Origin of the sequence: Plantactinospora endophytica (genome assembly GCF_016862915.1) — a bacterium.
In the GTDB taxonomy this organism is placed as follows: domain Bacteria; phylum Actinomycetota; class Actinomycetes; order Mycobacteriales; family Micromonosporaceae; genus Plantactinospora; species Plantactinospora endophytica.
In genome coordinates, this window is the sequence record NZ_BONW01000038.1 from 21,876 (window position 1) to 38,758 (window position 16,883).

The 16,883-nt window shown below is 71.7% G+C and carries 13 protein-coding genes; 10 read left to right on the plus strand and 3 right to left on the minus strand.

The genetic code is table 11. The features are described from left to right. The first annotated feature begins 134 nt into the window (after window positions 1–134). The 5 genes from Pen02_RS31565 to Pen02_RS31585 all read left to right on the plus strand — a co-directional run bounded on the left by Pen02_RS31565 (window position 135) and on the right by Pen02_RS31585 (window position 4,911). Entirely contained in the window at window positions 135–863 is a 729-nt protein-coding gene (locus Pen02_RS31565; RefSeq protein ID WP_203869808.1) for a GntR family transcriptional regulator, read from the plus strand. 219 nt (window positions 864–1,082) lie between these two features. Further along, window positions 1,083–2,069, plus strand: coding sequence for a serine hydrolase domain-containing protein (locus Pen02_RS31570; protein WP_203869809.1), 987 nt, complete (start codon window positions 1,083–1,085; stop codon window positions 2,067–2,069). Between the two features lie 146 nt (window positions 2,070–2,215). Next, on the plus strand, window positions 2,216–3,091 hold the full coding sequence (locus Pen02_RS31575; protein WP_203869810.1) for a DUF1963 domain-containing protein: 876 nt from the start codon (window positions 2,216–2,218) through the stop codon (window positions 3,089–3,091). A gap of 6 nt (window positions 3,092–3,097) precedes the next feature. Next, on the plus strand, window positions 3,098–4,216 hold the full coding sequence (locus Pen02_RS31580) for a hypothetical protein (protein ID WP_203869811.1): 1,119 nt from the start codon (window positions 3,098–3,100) through the stop codon (window positions 4,214–4,216). A 197-nt stretch (window positions 4,217–4,413) separates the two neighbouring features. Next, on the plus strand, window positions 4,414–4,911 hold the full coding sequence (locus tag Pen02_RS31585) for an HAD domain-containing protein (protein WP_203869845.1): 498 nt from the start codon (window positions 4,414–4,416) through the stop codon (window positions 4,909–4,911). A gap of 314 nt (window positions 4,912–5,225) precedes the next feature. Here Pen02_RS31585 and Pen02_RS31590 read toward each other — a convergent pair whose 3' ends face one another. Further along, window positions 5,226–6,524, minus strand: coding sequence for a hypothetical protein (locus Pen02_RS31590; protein ID WP_203869812.1), 1,299 nt, complete (start codon window positions 6,522–6,524; stop codon window positions 5,226–5,228). Beyond that, entirely contained in the window at window positions 6,514–7,029 is a 516-nt protein-coding gene (locus tag Pen02_RS31595; protein WP_239141622.1) for an RNA polymerase sigma factor, read from the minus strand. Before Pen02_RS31595 ends, Pen02_RS31590 begins: the two co-directional genes overlap by 11 nt. Window positions 7,030–7,205: 176 nt before the next feature. Between Pen02_RS31595 and Pen02_RS31600 the strand changes: the two genes are divergently transcribed. Together Pen02_RS31600 and Pen02_RS31605 are read left to right on the plus strand one after the other, a co-directional pair. After that, window positions 7,206–7,715, plus strand: a complete 510-nt coding sequence (locus Pen02_RS31600; RefSeq protein WP_239141624.1) for a hypothetical protein — start codon at window positions 7,206–7,208, stop codon at window positions 7,713–7,715. Window positions 7,716–8,170: 455 nt separating this feature from the next. Continuing rightward, window positions 8,171–9,589 carry an amidohydrolase family protein gene (locus Pen02_RS31605; protein WP_203869814.1) on the plus strand — a complete coding sequence of 473 codons (1,419 nt, stop codon included), beginning with the start codon at window positions 8,171–8,173 and terminating at the stop codon, window positions 9,587–9,589. Window positions 9,590–9,988: 399 nt separating this feature from the next. Here the strand turns inward: Pen02_RS31605 and Pen02_RS31610 are convergent, their stop codons facing one another. Further along, complete coding sequence (locus Pen02_RS31610; protein ID WP_203869815.1) at window positions 9,989–12,514, minus strand: AfsR/SARP family transcriptional regulator; 2,526 nt, start codon at window positions 12,512–12,514, stop codon at window positions 9,989–9,991. Between the two features lie 689 nt (window positions 12,515–13,203). Here Pen02_RS31610 and Pen02_RS31615 point away from each other — a divergent pair. From Pen02_RS31615 to Pen02_RS31625, 3 genes are read left to right on the plus strand one after another with little or no spacing between them, the layout of a single operon-like run. Next, window positions 13,204–13,701: a (2Fe-2S)-binding protein gene (locus Pen02_RS31615; protein WP_203869847.1), complete on the plus strand. Its 498-nt coding sequence runs from the start codon at window positions 13,204–13,206 to the stop codon at window positions 13,699–13,701. Continuing rightward, window positions 13,698–14,681 carry an FAD binding domain-containing protein gene (locus tag Pen02_RS31620; protein ID WP_203869816.1) on the plus strand — a complete coding sequence of 328 codons (984 nt, stop codon included), beginning with the start codon at window positions 13,698–13,700 and terminating at the stop codon, window positions 14,679–14,681. The genes Pen02_RS31615 and Pen02_RS31620 overlap by 4 nt, the downstream gene beginning before the upstream one ends. Beyond that, complete coding sequence (locus Pen02_RS31625; protein WP_203869817.1) at window positions 14,678–16,876, plus strand: xanthine dehydrogenase family protein molybdopterin-binding subunit; 2,199 nt, start codon at window positions 14,678–14,680, stop codon at window positions 16,874–16,876. The genes Pen02_RS31620 and Pen02_RS31625 overlap by 4 nt, the downstream gene beginning before the upstream one ends. The last annotated feature ends 7 nt before the right edge of the window (window positions 16,877–16,883 follow it).

Genomic DNA, 16,883 nt, shown 5'->3' on the forward strand with positions numbered 1-16,883 from the left:
CGGTGGTCGGGCATCGGGGTGCGCGGCGGCGGGTGGTGCAGCGGCGCACCCACGCGGACGTCGATCGGCCGGGTGCCCAGCTACTACACTCCGTACGCCGTAGCTGGCGCGGCGGAGCGAAGAGGTGAGGGTTGATGGCTCGGCGCGAGACCGCGCTTCAGACCGCGCAGGGTCAACTGCGCGATCTGATCGGCAGCGAGTTCCGGACCGGTGACAAGCTGCCCAACGAGCGCGAGTTGGCCGACCGGCTGGCGGTCAGCCGCGCCACCGTACGGGAGGTGCTGGGGCAGCTCGCCGCCGAAGGCGTACTGACCCGGACCTGGGGGGTGGGCACGTTCGTCAGCGAGCCGGCCGAGCGGGTACCGGTGTCGATCGGCGACGTCACCGCGCTGCGGGACCGGATCACCGCCTCCGGGCACCGGCCGGCGCTCCAGGACGCGTCGGTGAGCCGGGCCGAGTGCCCGGACGACTGCGCCAAGATCCTCGGACTGGACGTGGGTTCGCCCGTCTGGCGGGTCGACCGGCTCTTCGCCGTCGACGGCGTGGCGGCGGCCTGGATCCGGGACCACCTGCCGCTGCGGGTCGGCGAGCGTGAACTCGACCCGTCCGGCCTGGTCAGCATCGACCTCGACATGTTCGAGTTCCTGGCCGGCGCCACCGGGATGCCGGTACGCCGGGCCGAGATCGAGTTCGCGGCGGTACTCGCCGACGAGGCGGCGGTCGACCGGCTCGCGGTGCCGCTCGGGCATCCACTGGTCAGCGCGACCCAGATCGGCTACAACGCCGAGGGGCTGGCCCTGTTCCACGGGCACATCACGGTCCGGACCGACGTGTTGACCCTGCGGATCACCCGGGGCGCCTGAGCCGGCTCCAGACCTGCCCCGCCGCACGCGGTGGGCTCTTTTGCCGCACAGCGATGGGCTCCCCCGCCACACCGCAGTGGGCTCCCCCGCCGCACAGGCGTGGGCTCCGGCGCCGGGTCCGGGTCGGATGGCTCCTGGCCGGGATGGCGGGATTTGGTCTACGGTCGACGGCCTGACCTGCTGCCCCGAGGGGACAGCGTCCCTACCCGGGGAGTTCTCATGGCGACCGCGTTGCGTGACCTGCTGGACGAGACGATCCAGGCGGGAAAGCTGGACGGCCTGCACGCGGCGGTGGCGGTCCGGGCCGGCGAGACGATCCTGGAGTACTACGGCACGGGCGAGGACGCGAGCTGGGGCACCTCGCTGGGCGTCGTCGAGTTCGGTCCCGGGACGCTGCACGACCTTCGCTCGGTCAGCAAGAGCGTGACCGCGCTGGTCTACGGGATCGCCCTCGGCGAGGGTCTGGTTCCCGGCCCCGACGCGCCGCTGCTGCGGCAGTTCCCGGAGTACCCCGACCTGGCGGCCGATCCCGGGCGGGCCCGGCTCACCGTCGAGCACGTACTGACGATGTCGCTCGGCCTGGAATGGCGCGAGGACGTCCCGTACGACAGTCCGGCCAACGACGAGATCGCCATGGAGTTGGCCCCGGACCGGTACCGCTACGTGCTGGAGCGCCCGACCGTCGAGCCTCCCGGCACCCGCTGGACGTACTGCGGCGGCGCCTCGGCGCTGCTCGGTCGGCTGATCGCCGACGGCACCGGAAAACCCCTTCCGGAGTACGCCCGAACGGCGCTCTTCGCACCGCTGGACATCGACCACTTTGGGTGGATGGCCGGCTCGGACGGGGTGGCGTCACCCGCGTCCGGCCTGCGACTCACGCCACGCGACCTGGCCAGGATCGGCGAGCTGGTGCTCGGTGAGGGCGCGTGGAACGGCGGTCAGGTCGTCCCCGCCGACTGGATCCGGACGATGCTCCGGCCCCGCCTCCGGACGACCTGGGGTGCCGAGTACGGCTACCACTGGTACCTCGACACCGTCGGCGGGCGTCGACTGGTGAGCGCGATCGGCAACGGCGGCCAACGCCTGGTCGTCGTACCCGAACTGGACCTCGCCGTGGCGATCGCCGCCGGCAACTACGACGACCCGGAGCAGTGGCGGACACCGGTCACGCTGCTGGAGCGGGTCGTCCTGCCCGGCGTGGGGTGAACCGCCGCGTTCGGGTCGGTGGAGGTAGAACCTCGCAACGGAAGGTGGAACCTCGCGACGGGTCGTATTCCGCGCCGGTGACCCGGCGGGCCACCCGATCGCCGGGTTCGCCCTGTCGTCGTTGGTTCGTGGCATCATGCTGGGCCATGGATCATCAGGGGCGACTTCGTCGTACCGCGCTCGCGAAGGGCCTTCCGGACGACGAGATCAGCAGGTTCGTCACGCACCTCCGGCTGTCGATCCGGTTGAGCGGAGGCTCCGGTGGTGTTCCGGTCGGACAGTTCGGTGGGCTGCCTCGGCTGCCGGTGGACGAGGACTGGCCGTCCGATCAGGTCGGTCAGTTGCCGTTCGTCTTTTCCGTCGACTGTGCGGCGCTGCCGAGGATCGACGGCTCCGGCCTGCCGGCGGACGGCTCGCTGCTGTTCTTCCTGGACCACGAGAACGACCACCTGGCCAGCGCCAGCGCGGAGCAGCGGTACGCGCAAGTCGTCTACGTACCGGCCGGCGCCGATACCGTGGTCGCGGAACCCACCAACCCCGAGTTCGTCGGCAAGCAGTACGACGTCAGCGCCACACTCCTCGCGGAGCTGCCCGACTGGTTCACGACGCAGGACGACGAGGACGAGGACGACCTGTCGCCCTTCCAGCAGCGGTTGGCCCGTAACCTGGAGCGCGACCTGCCGCACCTGGACGAACTCCGCGCACTGGCGTACGACCTCTGGCCGCCCGACGAAGCGCTCGCCAGCGCCTACCTCGGCGGCTATGTCGACGATGAGGTGATCACGAGTGTTGCCGAGCAGACCCTCGCGGGGCGCGAGAAGGCCGGCGAGATCGTCATCCCGGTGGCGAAATGGTATTCCCATGTGGAAGAGGAAAAGCACCGACTGGCGAGCGAGTGGATGTCGCTCGCCCGCTTTTCCGTGGCCGACGAGTTCTACCACGGAAGTTTTGTGATCCACCACGGCGACCTGGCCGCCGGCCGACTGGACAGGGCGTTTTCCGTGACCGAGTTCAGCGAGTAGGACCCGGTGGCGCTCACCACGGCTTACACCGACGCCTGGTATCGGCAGCCCGATCCGATGGAGCGGGTGGGCGACCGCCGTCCGACGAACGAGCAGTGGGTACTGGTCGCGACGGTGTGGCTGCTGGCGATGTGGTCACCGGACCATGCTTCCGGCTGGGCGTCCACGCTGGTGTCCGGGAGGTCCAAGTCGCGCCGGGACCAGCAGTGGCCGGAACCGCCGCCCCTGCCGGAGATCGCGGACGCCGGTGACCTTCCGACCCTCACCGGTGCGACGGTGCTGACCAGTCGGGTGTCGCCCGGCCCCAACCGACCGTACGAGTCGGTCCGGGCCGACGGGGAGGTGTCGGCGGAACTCGTCACCCTGATCTCGGCCGTGGTGCCGGTACGCGACCGGCGCGGAGAAGTGTTGGTGGGGTTCCTCGCCAACCTGCTGGCCGGCCCGTACTCCGACCTGCTCCGGCTGACCACCGCTGCCGAATGGCCGAGTGGGCCGGGACTGCCGGCGCCGCTGCACCTGCTGCACCGCGACACCTACGGCGGCACACTGCGGGTCTCCCTGAACCCGGCGCCGGAGGTGCGGCAGCCGCCGGTCTTCGCCTCCGACGGTGCCGATGCCGCGCTGCGTACCCGGATCGCCTGCGTCCTGACGTTGCTGAGCGACCTGCTTTGGGTGAACAACAACACGCCGGTCACGTTCCGGTGCCGGATCGGCCGGCTCGACCAGGGCGACGGTGACCCGTTGGCCGCCGCAGCCCGCTGGTGGACGGACAACCGCGAGGACGCGGACGAGTACGACGAGGAGGAGTTCCGTCCCATCTCGGCGACCGACCTGCGCGCCGGCCTCCAGAACGAGGCGCGGCTGCACCTGAACGAGTTGCTGTTCGACGGCGAGTGGAGCGGCATCGACGAGTTCCCGGACGTGCCGGCCGACCACCTCGTGACGTTTCTCGTCGACGACCTGGTCGACCTCGTCCTGGCCCGGATGGGTGACGACGCGCGGATTGCCTGTGCCGGTTTCCTGCCGGTGACATGGCCGCCCGACGGAGAGGACGACATGCACACCACCGTGCTGCTGGTCGCCGGTAACGACGTCGCGGTCCTGGAGGTCGACCTGTCCGACTGACCTCGGCCGCACATCATCCGGGTATGCCGCATCCCGATCGACACGCGCCGCCGCCACGCGGGCCGCACCCTGTCGGTGCCGATTGAGGGGCATGCGCGGTGTACCGGGTCGGCGTTCTCACGCTGCGGGGACTTCACCTGAGCGGCCGGCGTCGGGACATCGCCGATCAGCGGTACGGTTCGGGCGTGTCACGACCGCTGATCCTTCTCGACATCGACGGCGTGCTCATCCCGTTCCGAAACCGGCCAGCCGCCAGTCGCCGTTCCAGCGGCGGTACGCCACTCGCGCCCGACCCTTCCGGTAACCCGCTGTTGGATCGTCTCGACATCGAGGATGGCCGCCGTCTGCTTGCCCTACCAGGGGAGTTGGCTTGGGCGAGCACCTGGATGGCCGAGGCGAACGAGGTCGTCGCGCCCCTCCTCGGCCTCCCGGTGCTGCCGGTGGTCGACTTTCTCGACGCCGACGAGGAACCACCGCGTGGCGTGCACTGGAAGACCGCACCCTTGGCACGGTGGGCGGCCGGACGTCCCTTCGTCTGGCTCGATGACGAGATCACCGACGCCGACCGACTCTGGGTCAGCGCACACCACCCACAGCCGGCACTGCTGCACCGCGTCGATCCACATCTCGGACTGACCGGCGACGACCTCGCGACAGCCCGACAATGGATCGAGGAGTTGAACGAGACCGCCTGATCGGGCTGCGCGCACTGCCGCGCGGTGGGCCTTGCTGTCCGCGCTGGCTGATGACGCACCGTATCGAGCGACACGTGCGGTAGCTACAGGCGGTACGCCGTCACCCGCCCGCGACCCGATCGGGCCGCATGGATGCGTGGACAGCGGCGCTGTACGGCCTGATGAGTGCACCGGGTTGGGAAACGGCACGTCGTGCCGGATCTGCCGCCCATGCAGGTGCGCAACCGCTTCGCCGAGCCGCGACGGTCGGTGTGGGCGGCAAATCCAACCCATAGGGTTCAGGATTCCGTGGGTGGGACATCGAATGCCGTGGTTCAGCGAACCCGTCGGCGGCGCAGCGCCATGAGTACGGCGCCGCCGGCGAGGAGGAGCAGCCCGAGGGTGAGCACCCGCAGCCACCACGGCCACGGGCCGCGATCGACGCCGGCGTCGCGTACTTGAAAATTCTCGGTACGGGCGGTCGCCAACTGCACCGTGTCGATCCAGTGGTCGTTGCCGGGCTGGAGCCGGGCGAGGACCCGGGCCGACCCGGTCGGCGGCACCGAGACGATCGTGTCGCGGTTGGTTGCCAACAGGTCGGCGCCCCGCCAACCGAGGATCGTAGTGGCGTCGGTGTCGAGCGGCGTCGACACCCCGGTGGGCAGGTCGAGGACGGCCAATCCATCCGGCGACCAGTACCCGGTGGCCCAGGACGGGCTGCCGGCGGCCACCCGGACAAGCGCGAGCCGGCGGCCGTCGGGTGACCAGGCGGCTGGCCCGCCGAGCCGGTGCCCGTCCGGCAGCGGGACGATCGTGCTCCCGCCACTGGCGAGAAGTAGACGCAGCTCGGTGCCGACCTGGACGGCCAGCGTTCTGCCGTCGGGCGAGAACGCCGCGTCGAGTACCCCGCGCTGCCCGGCGACGGTGGACGTGACGCCGGTGGCCAGGTCGAGCAGGGTCAGTTCGCCGTCGGCGGCGAGCGCAACCCGGGGGTCGCCATGGCTGTCCGCCCGATACGGCGCGACGGCGTACGCGAGCCGCGTCGAGTCCGGCGACCAGGCGAGAAGCTGTACCGCCGAGCCGGCAGGCACCGGGTGGTTACGGGTACGGCCGGTGGTCAGGTCCACAATCGCCACATCGTGGACCGGGCCACGCGCGTCCGCGACGGCGACCCTGCCGCCGTCGGGAGACAGCAGGGCGGGTGCCGCCGGTGACTTCAGCAGAGGTGCGTCGACGGGCCGACCCCGCTTACTGGCGATGTCGATCTCGCGGTAGGTGCGCCCGTCCGCCCCGACGGCGATGAGCTGCGGGGTCTGGAAAGGCAGGTCGCCTTGCCCGTACCCGTAGATGGCGATTGCGGGCCCGGCGGGCGCGTCGGAGGCGGTGGCGGTGAGGTAGGAATGGCCGGCGAAGACGCGCGGTAGCGTGGCGGGACCGGCGGCAGGTGCGGTCGGCGCCGCCGGCAGGCGCACCAGCCCCGCCGCGAGCAGCAGCACCACGACGGCGGCGGCCACGAGCACGGGCCGCCATGACCGGCGAGGGGTCGGCAGCATGACGGGCGGCGCAGCCATGGGCACGGGGATCGCCTCGACGAGTTCGTGGACGGCGGCGCGCAGTCGGTGGTCAGTGGTCATCGAGGTGCTCCCGCAGTGCGGAGTGGGCCCGGTGTAGCAGGGACTTGACGGTGCCCGGCCGGCAGTTCAGCGCGTCGGCGATGTCGGCCTCGGACAGGTCGAGGTAGTAGCGCAGAAAGATGGCGGCCCGGTGCCGTGGGCGCAGCCGGGCGAGGCCGGCGCGGACGGCGATGGCGTCGGGCCCCAGCGGCACGAGCGGTTCAGGCTCGGGCTGGCCGGCATGGCGGCGTTCCAGCCGACGACGACGTACCCAGGAGGTGCACCTGGACACGACGGCGCGGCGCAGCCATGCGGTCGGTTCGCGGACGTCCGGACGGTGCAGCAACGCCAGGAACACCTCCTGCACGACGTCCTCCGCCGCCGGTACGCTGCCGGTCGTTACGCAGGCCAGCCGCACCATGGGGGCGAACTGCGCCGCGTAGAGCGCGTCGAAGTCGCCCCGAACGGCCGGTTCGGAGAGCACTGTCACTTCCTGCAGGCGCACGGCAGCCGCGATCGGTTCCACCCGGCCCCAGAATCATCTACCCGAGCCCGCGACCACAACGCTCCCGAGCGCGGGCGTCTGTCGGAGGTTCCCGGATATTCTCGGATGCCTCCGCCCGGCCCGTGCGCCACACTGCCGAGGTGGAAAGCTTCCGGTGTGCGACGTGCGGGAACGCTCTGAGCGTTCCGGTCCGGCTGGTGGAGCTGCCAGCGGGACTGCACTGGTCGCTGCTGGACTGTCACCAGGTGAACCCTCCCCTGCTCGCCCCGGGCAGCTACGCGATCGACGAGGCCGCGTACGGCCGTGACCAGGTTGTGGGCACCTTCGTGCTCTCACCCGGCGACGTACGCGGTACACGATTCGTCCACGACCTCGTGCTCACCGGCTGTTGGTCCCTGGTGGGCTGGAGCCCTTGTGTCGCCTGTGAACGGTGCGGTGCCCTGGTCGCTTCCCGGACCGACGACTGCAGAGTGGCCCAGGAGACGCGCTTCTACCCGTCCATGGTGGTCCGCGAGACCTGCGAGGTCGAGGCAGATCCCGCCACCGATCCGTTCCCGTGGTTCGCCGACTGGGACAGCACCCCGCCGGACAGCAGACGACACGGCTGGGTGCCCAGACCCACCCGACCACGGCCGGAACTCACTGCGACACGCTGGGGCGGCCGAGGGGTGAAGGCGCATCTCTATCGAGACGATCCACCAGCCTGACCGCACAAGCCAATAGCAGGCCGCGCTCCAGACACCGGCGTCCGCCTGGCCGATCGGACAGCCGACGTCCGTGGAGCCCGACGTGCGCTGGTCTCGCCGCCGGGCGCGGGCGGCACAGGGGGGTAGGCCCTACCTCCGGTCCGGGACTTAGGGCCAGTGACATCGCGCCCGAACCCGACGAGCGTGAATGGCATGACCAAATCCAATGACCGGACTGCTCGACGGAGCATCCGACATCCATGGCGGGCGATGGATCTGCGGCTCGCCTTCGTCGTCACGGCCGTAGTGCCGGCGAATGTCCTGCAACCAGGAACGGTGATGACAGCTACCCAGAGGAGGAGTTAGTGCCGCACAGCATCTCTCGTCGGAATGTCTTCCGGGCCGGGTTGGCCGCAGGCGCCGGCGCAGTGATAGGACTGACTCAATCGGTGCCCGCAGGTGCGGCGAGGCGAGGCGTGATCGCGTTCGTCGGGGTCACGGTTGTCGACACCACAGGTGGGCCGTCAAGGCCGGACCAAACCGTGGTCGTCGAAGGGGATCGGATCATCGGGCTGGGTCGGCGGCGGGATATAAGCGTCCCGCGTGGTGCGACGGTCGTCGACGGCACGGGAAAATTCCTGATCCCGGGTCTGTGCGATATGCACGTCCACAGTGACGTACACGAGGCGATCATTCCACCGCTGTATATCGCGAACGGAATCACAACAGTGCGCGAGATGTCGGGAGCTGACCATCTCCACCGGTGGCGGGATCAGGTCGAGGCCGGCAGCCTGCTGGGCCCACGCTCGATCATCGCGAGCCCTCTGATCGACGGCGCTCCGAGTCTCTGGGCGGACCTGAACGCCGTCTCGTACATCGAGGTGACCAACGAATCGGAGGCGCGAGCGGCGGTCCGCCAGGTCGTGCGGGACGGTGCGGACTTCGTCAAGGTCTACTCACGGCTGTCGCCCGAGGCATACTTCGCCGTCGTCGACGAGGCTCGACGCCTACAGATCCCGTTCGCCGGACACTGCCCCGACAACGTGCCGATCACCGAGGCCAGTCGAGCCGGGCAGCGCAGCCTCGAGCACATGTGGGGGACCTGGTATTCGACCTCCAGCCGGGAAGCGGAGATCCGCCGGGCGATCGCCGAGATCCGGATCGAGCCCGGAAACTACAACAGCTGGTTCAACCAGATGCATCCGTTGAACTGGCTGGCCGCGCAGAGCTACGACCCCGGCAAGGCGGCTGCGGTCTTCGCCGGATTCGTCGCCAACCAGTCAAGGCAGGTCCCGACCCTCATCGCGATGCGGGCAATCGCCATGCCCGACGAGGTGTCACGAACCGACGGGCGGCTGAAATATCTGCCGGCCGCCACGGCCGAGGAATGGTGGTGGGCGCTGGACGAGTTGTTCGCGGCCGGCCGGGGTCCCACCGAGGTTGCCCAGCACCGGGAGCTCTTCGACCGCCAACTCCGGCTGGTTGACGAGATGCGCCGGGCCGGGGTGCCGATGCTGGCGGGCACCGACAGCGCGACGCCGGGATGCTTTCCCGGGTTCGCCCTGCACGACGAGCTGGCGCTGCTCGTGCAGGCGGGTCTCACCCCCATGCAGGCGCTCCAAGCGGCGACCCTCGAACCGGCCCGGTTCCTCGGCCGGCAGGACCACGAGGGGACGATCCGCCGTGGCAACCTGGCCAACCTGGTGCTGCTGGACGCCAACCCGCTCGACGACATCCGCAACACCCAGCGGATCCGGGCGGTGGTGGTGCGCGGCCGATACATCTCCGCCGAGGAGCGGGAGCGCATGCTCGCCGAGGTCGAGGCCGCAGCGAGGGAGGTCCCCGCCGACGCCCGCGTCACGGTGGGCTGTCCCTGCATGGGCCGACCGAGCTGACCACCGCCACTTGACTGGTCACTTCCCTGCGGTACACGCGTATCGCGGGGTAGTGACCGGCTACCGCACACTCCCCGCGCACCGGCAATGTCCCGGGCGGCGGCGAGCGGCTGTCCCACCCCCGCCGTCGCGGCAGGACCGGGTTCCGAAGTCCGGCTGAAGCTGCACGCGGGGTCCAGCCGGGTTGCGGCGATCGGCTGTCACGTGGGCTGCCATCGCAGTGGCGCGAGGGGATACGCCCACGGGGCTCCGAGATCGTCCTCCCAGTGCGTGCTGACGAATGGTCGTCCTCCGGCTCCGGCAGGTAGCTGGCCGGCCCGCCGCGACCGGATCGCCTCGACGGTTTGCTCCGGCCTGTCCGGCAAGACGTAGTGGGTGCGACGGAGGGCGACGGCGTCCTCAAGCACGTCGGTCGACACCGCCGGGAACGTGCGATCGGGAAGCGACCGCCCGGTCCGCAGGTAGGGTGTTGTCGCGGTTGCGGACCACCGTGCCGGCGGCGGCACCATCGCGCAGCACCGCCAGTTCGGCGAGGGTCTGCGCAATATCCTGCCGGTCCCGGCCGGGCCGGTGGGCGCCGACCGGCTCCCGCAGCACCAGCTCGGCGAGGTCGAGGTCGAGGTCGACCGAACGTCGCTTCGGCGCCGCCGGCCCGTGCAGCGTCTGCCCGGTCAGCAGGTGGGCACCGGCCAGGCCGGTCCGGGAGTACACCGTCGCGCCGCGCTCGCCGCTCTCCTCGGCAGCGGCGAGTACCTCATCCGCCAACCTCTGCCATCCCCGCCAGGCGCCAGCGATCTTGACGTAAGCGCCGAGCCGGACGACCAGTACCGCCAGGTCCGGCAGCGGCGCCCGCGCGGCGCGTACTGCCTCCATCGCGACCATGGCCACCGCCGCGTGCTCGGCGTGCAACCAGGCCAGCGCGGCCGTGTGGTCGGCGAACTGCGGCAGCACCGCCGGCGGTGCGACGGAGGGTGGATCCAGCCGTACGCCCGGGACCAGCAACGCCACCGCCCGGTAGACGGCATGCAGGTGGTAGCCGACGAGGCGGGCGAGGGCGGACGAACGCTCCTCCGCCTCCGGCGAACGCTCCTCCGCCTCCCGCGACGGCTCCTCCGTCTCCGGGTCCAGTTGACGGGCGAAGGAGCCGATCAGGTCGTGGTAGGCGTACCGGCCCGGCGCCGGTTGGCGGAGCAGGTGGATGTCGAGCAGCTCCTCCAGCAGTAACTCGGCCTGCCGGGGTTGCCGGCCCAGCAGTGCGGCGGCCGACAGCGGGCTGAAGTCGGCCCAGTCCGGCACGGCGAGCAGCCGTACCGCTCTGGCCTGCTCGGCGTCGAGCCGCGCGAAGCTGAGTTCGAACGTGGCCCGTATCCCCAGGTCCCCCACCCGTAGCTCGTCCAGCACGCCCCGATGGGCCAACCGCTCGGCGAAGTGACGCAGGCTCCAGGCCGGCCGGGACGCCAGCCGCGCACCCGCGATACGCAGGCCCAGCGGCAGGTTTCCGCACATCGCGGTAATCCGGCGTACGCGCTGCGGCTCTCCGGCCGTCCGCTCGACCCCGACGAGCGAGCGCAGCAGTTCGACGGATGCCTCGTCGGTGAGCACGTCGAGCCGGACGATCCGGGCTCCTTCCAGGTCCGCAAGGGTCCGACGGCTGGTCACCACGACGGCACTTCCGGCGCGTCCCGGCAGCAACGGGCGCACCTGGGCGGCGTCCGCGGCGTCGTCGAGGACCATCAGCACCCGACGGCCGGCCAGTGCGCTGCGCAGCATCGCCGTCCGCTCGGCGAGCGAACCAGGTGCCGGTGCCGGAACGCCGAGCGCACGCAGCATGGCCGCGGCTGTCTCGGCCGGGTCGGCCGGTACCGGACGGGCACCGCCGAGGTCGGCGAAGAGCTGGCCGTCGGGAAAGTCGGCCCGCATCCGGTGACCGAGGCGCACCGCGAGGGCCGTCTTGCCCACCCCGGGCTGGCCGGCCAGCACCACGATCGGCACGTGCTCGTACCCGTCCCGGAGGATGCGTTCGGCGCCGGCCAGCTCGTCGGTGCGGCCGACGAAGTCGACGACGTCGTACGGCAGTTGTGCCGGCGGGACGGGTGGATCGAACGTCGCCACCGTCTCGGGCGGCTGGGCATCCTCCGCCGGTTCCGGGTCCGGTTGCGGTTCCGGTTGCGGGTCCGGTGAGGGCGGGGGCGGGCGGGTCTCCGAGCGCAGGATCCGCAGGTGCAGGTCGGCGGCCTTCGGGCCGGGCTCGATGCCCAACTCCTCGGCGAGCACCGCTCTGAGATCGCCGTACGCGGCGAGCGCCTCGCCGGCCCGGCCGGTCCGCAGCAGCGCCAGCATCAGCAGGACGTGCAGCGGCTCACGCAAGGGGTGCGCGACGACCAGGGCACGCAACCGGGCGACCGCCTCGGCGGCCGACCCCTGGTCGATCTCGAGGCCCAGGCGCCACTCGGTGACCGACAGCCGCTCCTCCAGCAGTCCCGCCGCCAGGTTGGCCAACGCCGGTACGTCGCCGAGGCCGTCGAACGGCTCGCCCCGCCACAACTGTTCGGCCGACGCCAGCAGCGAGCGGGTCTGCCCGGCGTCGACATCGCGGGCCTTTGCCACCAGTGCCCGGAACCTGTGCAGGTCGACCGCCTCCGGCGGCACGTCCAGCAGGTAACCCGGCTTGCGGCTGACCAGCCGGCCGGCGGGCAGAATGCGTCGCAGGTGCGACACGTAGACCTGGACGGCCTTGCGCGCGGCGGACGGTGCGGCGTCACCCCAGACCATCTCGATCAACCGCTCGGTCGAGACCAGGGAGCCCGGTTCGAGCGCGAGGGCCGCCAGTACCGCCCGCTGCTTCGCCGGCCCCAGGTCCACCGTCCCTCCGGAGTGGACGAGCGTGACCGGGCCCAACAGCCGCAGCGTCGCTTCGCCTACCATCTGATCCCCCGTCCGGCCGTGGGCGCCCGAGTTCGCCTGCGGGCGGTACCGCAGGGAGCCGGCGGCCGACCCGCCCCTGCCATTAGGCCGTTGGTCACCCCGGGCCGGCAAGGACCGGCAAGGACCAGCGGTATACCCCACGGGTATGCCGGCTGTTCGATGCGCTGCGGCGGCCTCCACCGGCGCGGTCTGCTCAGTCCGGCGGACGCGGCACAGCGCCGGGCCTCCGCCCTGCCCCTGTCGCGGTGGCCGCCCGCCACGAGCCGCCATCGCCGTCATCGGCGTCGGCGTCGGCGTCGGCGTCGGCCGGAGCATTAGCCGCTTCTTAACCACCACTCCGTACCTTCGGCGGGTCGGTCCCGGTCGCACCCACGCAGCTACCGCGACGGCGGCGTACGGCGGGACCGCCAAGCCGCACTGTCCTGCGGTACGGGAGCGCCACCTTCCCCGGGCCCCCGTCGCATCGATCGGCGACCACGGCACGGCCACGGTCGCGTTAGGAAAGGGAGGGTGCTGTGCCGGATGGACCGGATGGTCACCTGAGCCGGCGTCGGGTACTGGCCGGTGGTGGCGGGGCGGCGTTCGGCGTCGCCGTCGGAGGAACTCTCGACGGAACGGACGCCGCCGCGACGGCCGCGACGTCGGTCGAGGCCGACCGGCCGGCGGTCGTCGGGCCCGGGCCGGTCGAGATCACGTTGCGGGTCAACGGTGCCGACCACCGCCTCGCGGTGGAGCCCCGGGTGAGCCTGCTCGACGCGCTCCGCGAGCGGCTGCACCTCACCGGCACCAAGAAGGGCTGCGACCACGGCGAGTGTGGCGCCTGCACCGTGCTGCTCGACGGCCAGCGCGCCAAGTCGTGCCTCACCCTGGCGGTGATGCAGGACGAAGCCGAGATCACCACGGTCGAAGGGCTGGCGGACGGCGACCGCCCACATCCCATGCAGGCCGCCTTCGTCCGGCGGGACGCGTTCCAGTGCGGGTTCTGCACGCCGGGCCAGATCATGTCGGCCATCGGCATGCTGCGGGAACAGAACCGTCCCAGCGACGCCGAGATCCGGGAGGGCATGAGCGGCAACCTGTGCCGGTGCAGCGCGTACCCGAACATCGTCGCCGCGATCCGGGACGTGGCGCACGGACGCGGCGAACCGGTCGACGGAACCGCCGAGCGGGACGGGGAAGGACGATGAACGAGATCCGGTACGTCCGAGCCAGCACTCCGGCCCAGGCTGTCGCGCTGGCCAGCGCCGAGCCGGACACCGCGTTCGTGGCCGGTGGCACCGAGCTGACCAACCTGATGCGCGACGGTGTGCAGGTACCCGGGTTGGTGGTGGACGTGAACCGGGTCGCGGAGCGCGGCATCGAGTGGCAGCCGGGGCGGGTCCGGATCGGCGCCCTGGCCCGGATGGCCGAGGTGGCCCGGGACACCGGGGTCCGGCACCGGCTGCCGGTCGTCTCGACGGCGCTGCTCGCCTCCGCGTCCGGGCAGGTGCGCAACATGGCCAGCATCGGCGGCAACCTGCTGCAACGCACCCGCTGCTGGTACTACCGGGACACCGCGCTGCCCTGCAACGCCCGGGTGCCCGGCAGCGGCTGCCCCGCGCTGGCCGGCGAGAACCGCTGGCACGCCATCTTCGGCGGAAGCGAGAGCTGCATCCGGGTACACCCCTCCGACCTGGCGGTGGCGCTCACCGCGCTGGACGCCACGGTGCTGACCCAGGGCCCGGGTGGTGCGCGCCGGCTGCCGATCGAGACGTTGCACCGGCTGCCGGGCGACGCGCCGCACCGGGAGACGGTGCTGGAGCACGGCGAGCTGGTGGTGGCGGTGGAGGTGCCGGCCACGGCGATGGCCGCCCGCTCGCGCTACCGGAAGGTGCGCGACCGGGCGTCGTTCGAGTTCGCCCTGGTCTCGGTGGCGGTCGCGCTGGAACTGCGCGGCCGGACGGTCCGGGACGTACGGATCGCGCTGGGCGGGGTCGCTCCCCGGCCGTGGCGGGCCAGGGAGGCCGAGGACGTGCTGCGCGGCGAACGGCTGACCGACGCGGCGGTCGCGGCGGCCGGGGCGGTCGCGGTCCGGGGCGCGGTCCCCCGGGAACACAACGCGTTCAAGCTCGACCTGGTGTCCCGCACGCTGGCCGGCGTGCTCGGCGAACTCGGAGGCGGCAGATGAGCCGGTACGTCGGGAAGCCGCTGCACCGGGTCGACGGCTGGGCCAAGGTCACCGGGCAGGCCCGGTACGCCGCCGACCAGCCGATCCCCGACCTCGCGTACGGAGTGCTGGTGACCAGCACGATCGCCCGAGGTCGGATCCGCCGGATCGACAGTGCCGCCGCCCTGGCCACGCCCGGCGTACTCGGCGTATACACGCACGAGAACCTGCCCCGGTTCGCGGAGCAGTCGCCGAGCTGGGTGCCGTACGCGCAGACCCTGGTGCCGATGCAGGGCACCGAGATCAGGCACGGCGGCCAGCAGGTCGCCATCGTGGTGGCCGAGTCGTTCGAACAGGCCACCCGGGCCGCCGGGCTGGTACGCGTCGACTACGACGCCGAGCAGCCGACGATCGGCCTGGTGGAGAACCTGTCCCGGGCGTACACGCCACCGGACGGCACCCCCGGTGCGCTACAGCTACGCCGGGGCGACCCAGCGGCCGGGCTGGCCGGAGCGGCGGTCCGGGTCGAGGTCGAATATCGCACCTCGATCAACCACCACAACCCGATCGAGCCGTCCGCGACCCTGGCCGTCTGGAAGGGCGACGACCTGACCCTCTACGAGTCGACCCAGTCGATCACGTTCACCCAGGACGCCGTCGCACGGATGCTCGGCCTGCCGCAGGAGCGGGTACGGGTGGTCACGCCGTACCTCGGTGGCGGGTTCGGGTGCAAGGGATTCGTCTGGCCGCACACCTACCTGACCGCCGCCGTCGCCAGGCTGGTCGGGCGCCCGGTGAAGCTCGTGCTCACCCGCGCCCAGCAGTACACGAGCTGCGGGCATCGGCCGGCGTCCGTGCAACGGCTCCGGGTCGGCGCCGCCCGGGACGGCCGGCTGACCGCGATCACCCACGCGGTCACCTCGCACACCTCGCGGTCGGACATCATCCAGTTCAACCCGATCGCCGCGACCCAGTCCGTCTACGCGGTCCCCCACCTGGAGATCGCGAGCCAGGTCGTCGAGGTGGACCTGGGTACGACCATCGCCACCCGGCCGCCCTCCGGGCCCAGCAACGAGGCGTTGGAGATGGCGCTCGACGAGTTGAGCTGGGCGCTGGAGATGGATCCGGTGGCGCTGCGGCTGCGCAACTACACCGACGTCGACCCGAGCGCCCCGGACCGACCGCAGAGCCGGTTCCTCCGCGAGTGCTACACGCTCGGTGCCGAACGGTTCGGCTGGCCCCGCCGCCGGCCGGCTCCAGGGAGCATGCGCCGGGGTGAACTGCTGGTCGGCTGGGGGATGGCCGGGGCGCAGCACAACTGGCATCCGGGGGTGGCACAGGCGACGGTGCGGATCAGCACCGACGGCCGGGCCCGGGTGACCTGCGGTACCCAGGACATCGGCACCGGGACATACACGATCATGGTGCAGGTCGCGGCGGACGGACTGGGCGTGCGGCCGGAGGACGTCCGAGCCGTACTCGGCGACACCCGGTTTCCGCCCGCACCGTCGTCGAGTGGTTCGGCGACCGCGACCACGGTCGGGATGGCGGTCCGCGCCGCCGCCCGGGCCACCCGGGAGAAGGTGGTCGGGCTCGCCGTCGCCGACCCGCGGTCACCGCTGTACGGCGCCGCCCCGGACGAGGTGGCCACGGTGGACGGACGGCTGTTCCTGCGTGCGGACCCGGGCCGCGGCGAGAGCTACCGGCAGGTGCTGGGTCGGCACGGCGCCTCCGTCGAGGCGTCCGGCGGCGCCGACCTCAGCGCCAACGCCGGTCCGTCCTACGGCGCCGCCTTCGCCGAGGTGCAGGTCAGCGGCGTTACCGGCGAGGTACGGGTGACCAGGCTGGTCTGTGCCGTCGACGCGGGGCGGGTGCTGAACCCGGCGACCGCCCGCAGCCAGGCGCTCGGTGGAGCGGTCTGGGCGATCGGCGCGGCACTGACCGAGCACACGCTCGTCGACCGCAGGTACGGCCGGATCGTCACCGCGAACCTGGCCGGCTACCTGGTGCCGGTGGAGGCCGACGTGCCCGACATCGACGTGATCTTCGTGGACAAGCCGGCGCCGGAGGCGAACGAGCTGGGCGCGCGGGGCCTGGGCGAGGTGACCGCGACCGGCGCCGGTGCGGCGATCGCCAACGCCGTCTACCACGCCACCGGGCAGCGGGTACGGGAGTTCCCGATCACCCCGGACAAGGTACTGGCCGGATGGCGCTGAGCCGACG

What these genes read in the sequence shown, in the direction of transcription:
- Pen02_RS31610 (WP_203869815.1), bottom strand. Translation starts at nt 12,514, where the DNA reads ATGGTAGGCGAAGCGACGCTGCGGCTGTTGGGCCCGGTCACGCTCGTC.
- Pen02_RS31575 (WP_203869810.1), top strand. Translation starts at nt 2,216, where the DNA reads ATGGATCATCAGGGGCGACTTCGTCGTACCGCGCTCGCGAAGGGCCTT.
- Pen02_RS31620 (WP_203869816.1), top strand. Translation starts at nt 13,698, where the DNA reads ATGAACGAGATCCGGTACGTCCGAGCCAGCACTCCGGCCCAGGCTGTC.
- Pen02_RS31570 (WP_203869809.1), top strand. Translation starts at nt 1,083, where the DNA reads ATGGCGACCGCGTTGCGTGACCTGCTGGACGAGACGATCCAGGCGGGA.
- Pen02_RS31565 (WP_203869808.1), top strand. Translation starts at nt 135, where the DNA reads ATGGCTCGGCGCGAGACCGCGCTTCAGACCGCGCAGGGTCAACTGCGC.
- Pen02_RS31625 (WP_203869817.1), top strand. Translation starts at nt 14,678, where the DNA reads ATGAGCCGGTACGTCGGGAAGCCGCTGCACCGGGTCGACGGCTGGGCC.
- Pen02_RS31590 (WP_203869812.1), bottom strand. Translation starts at nt 6,524, where the DNA reads ATGACCACTGACCACCGACTGCGCGCCGCCGTCCACGAACTCGTCGAG.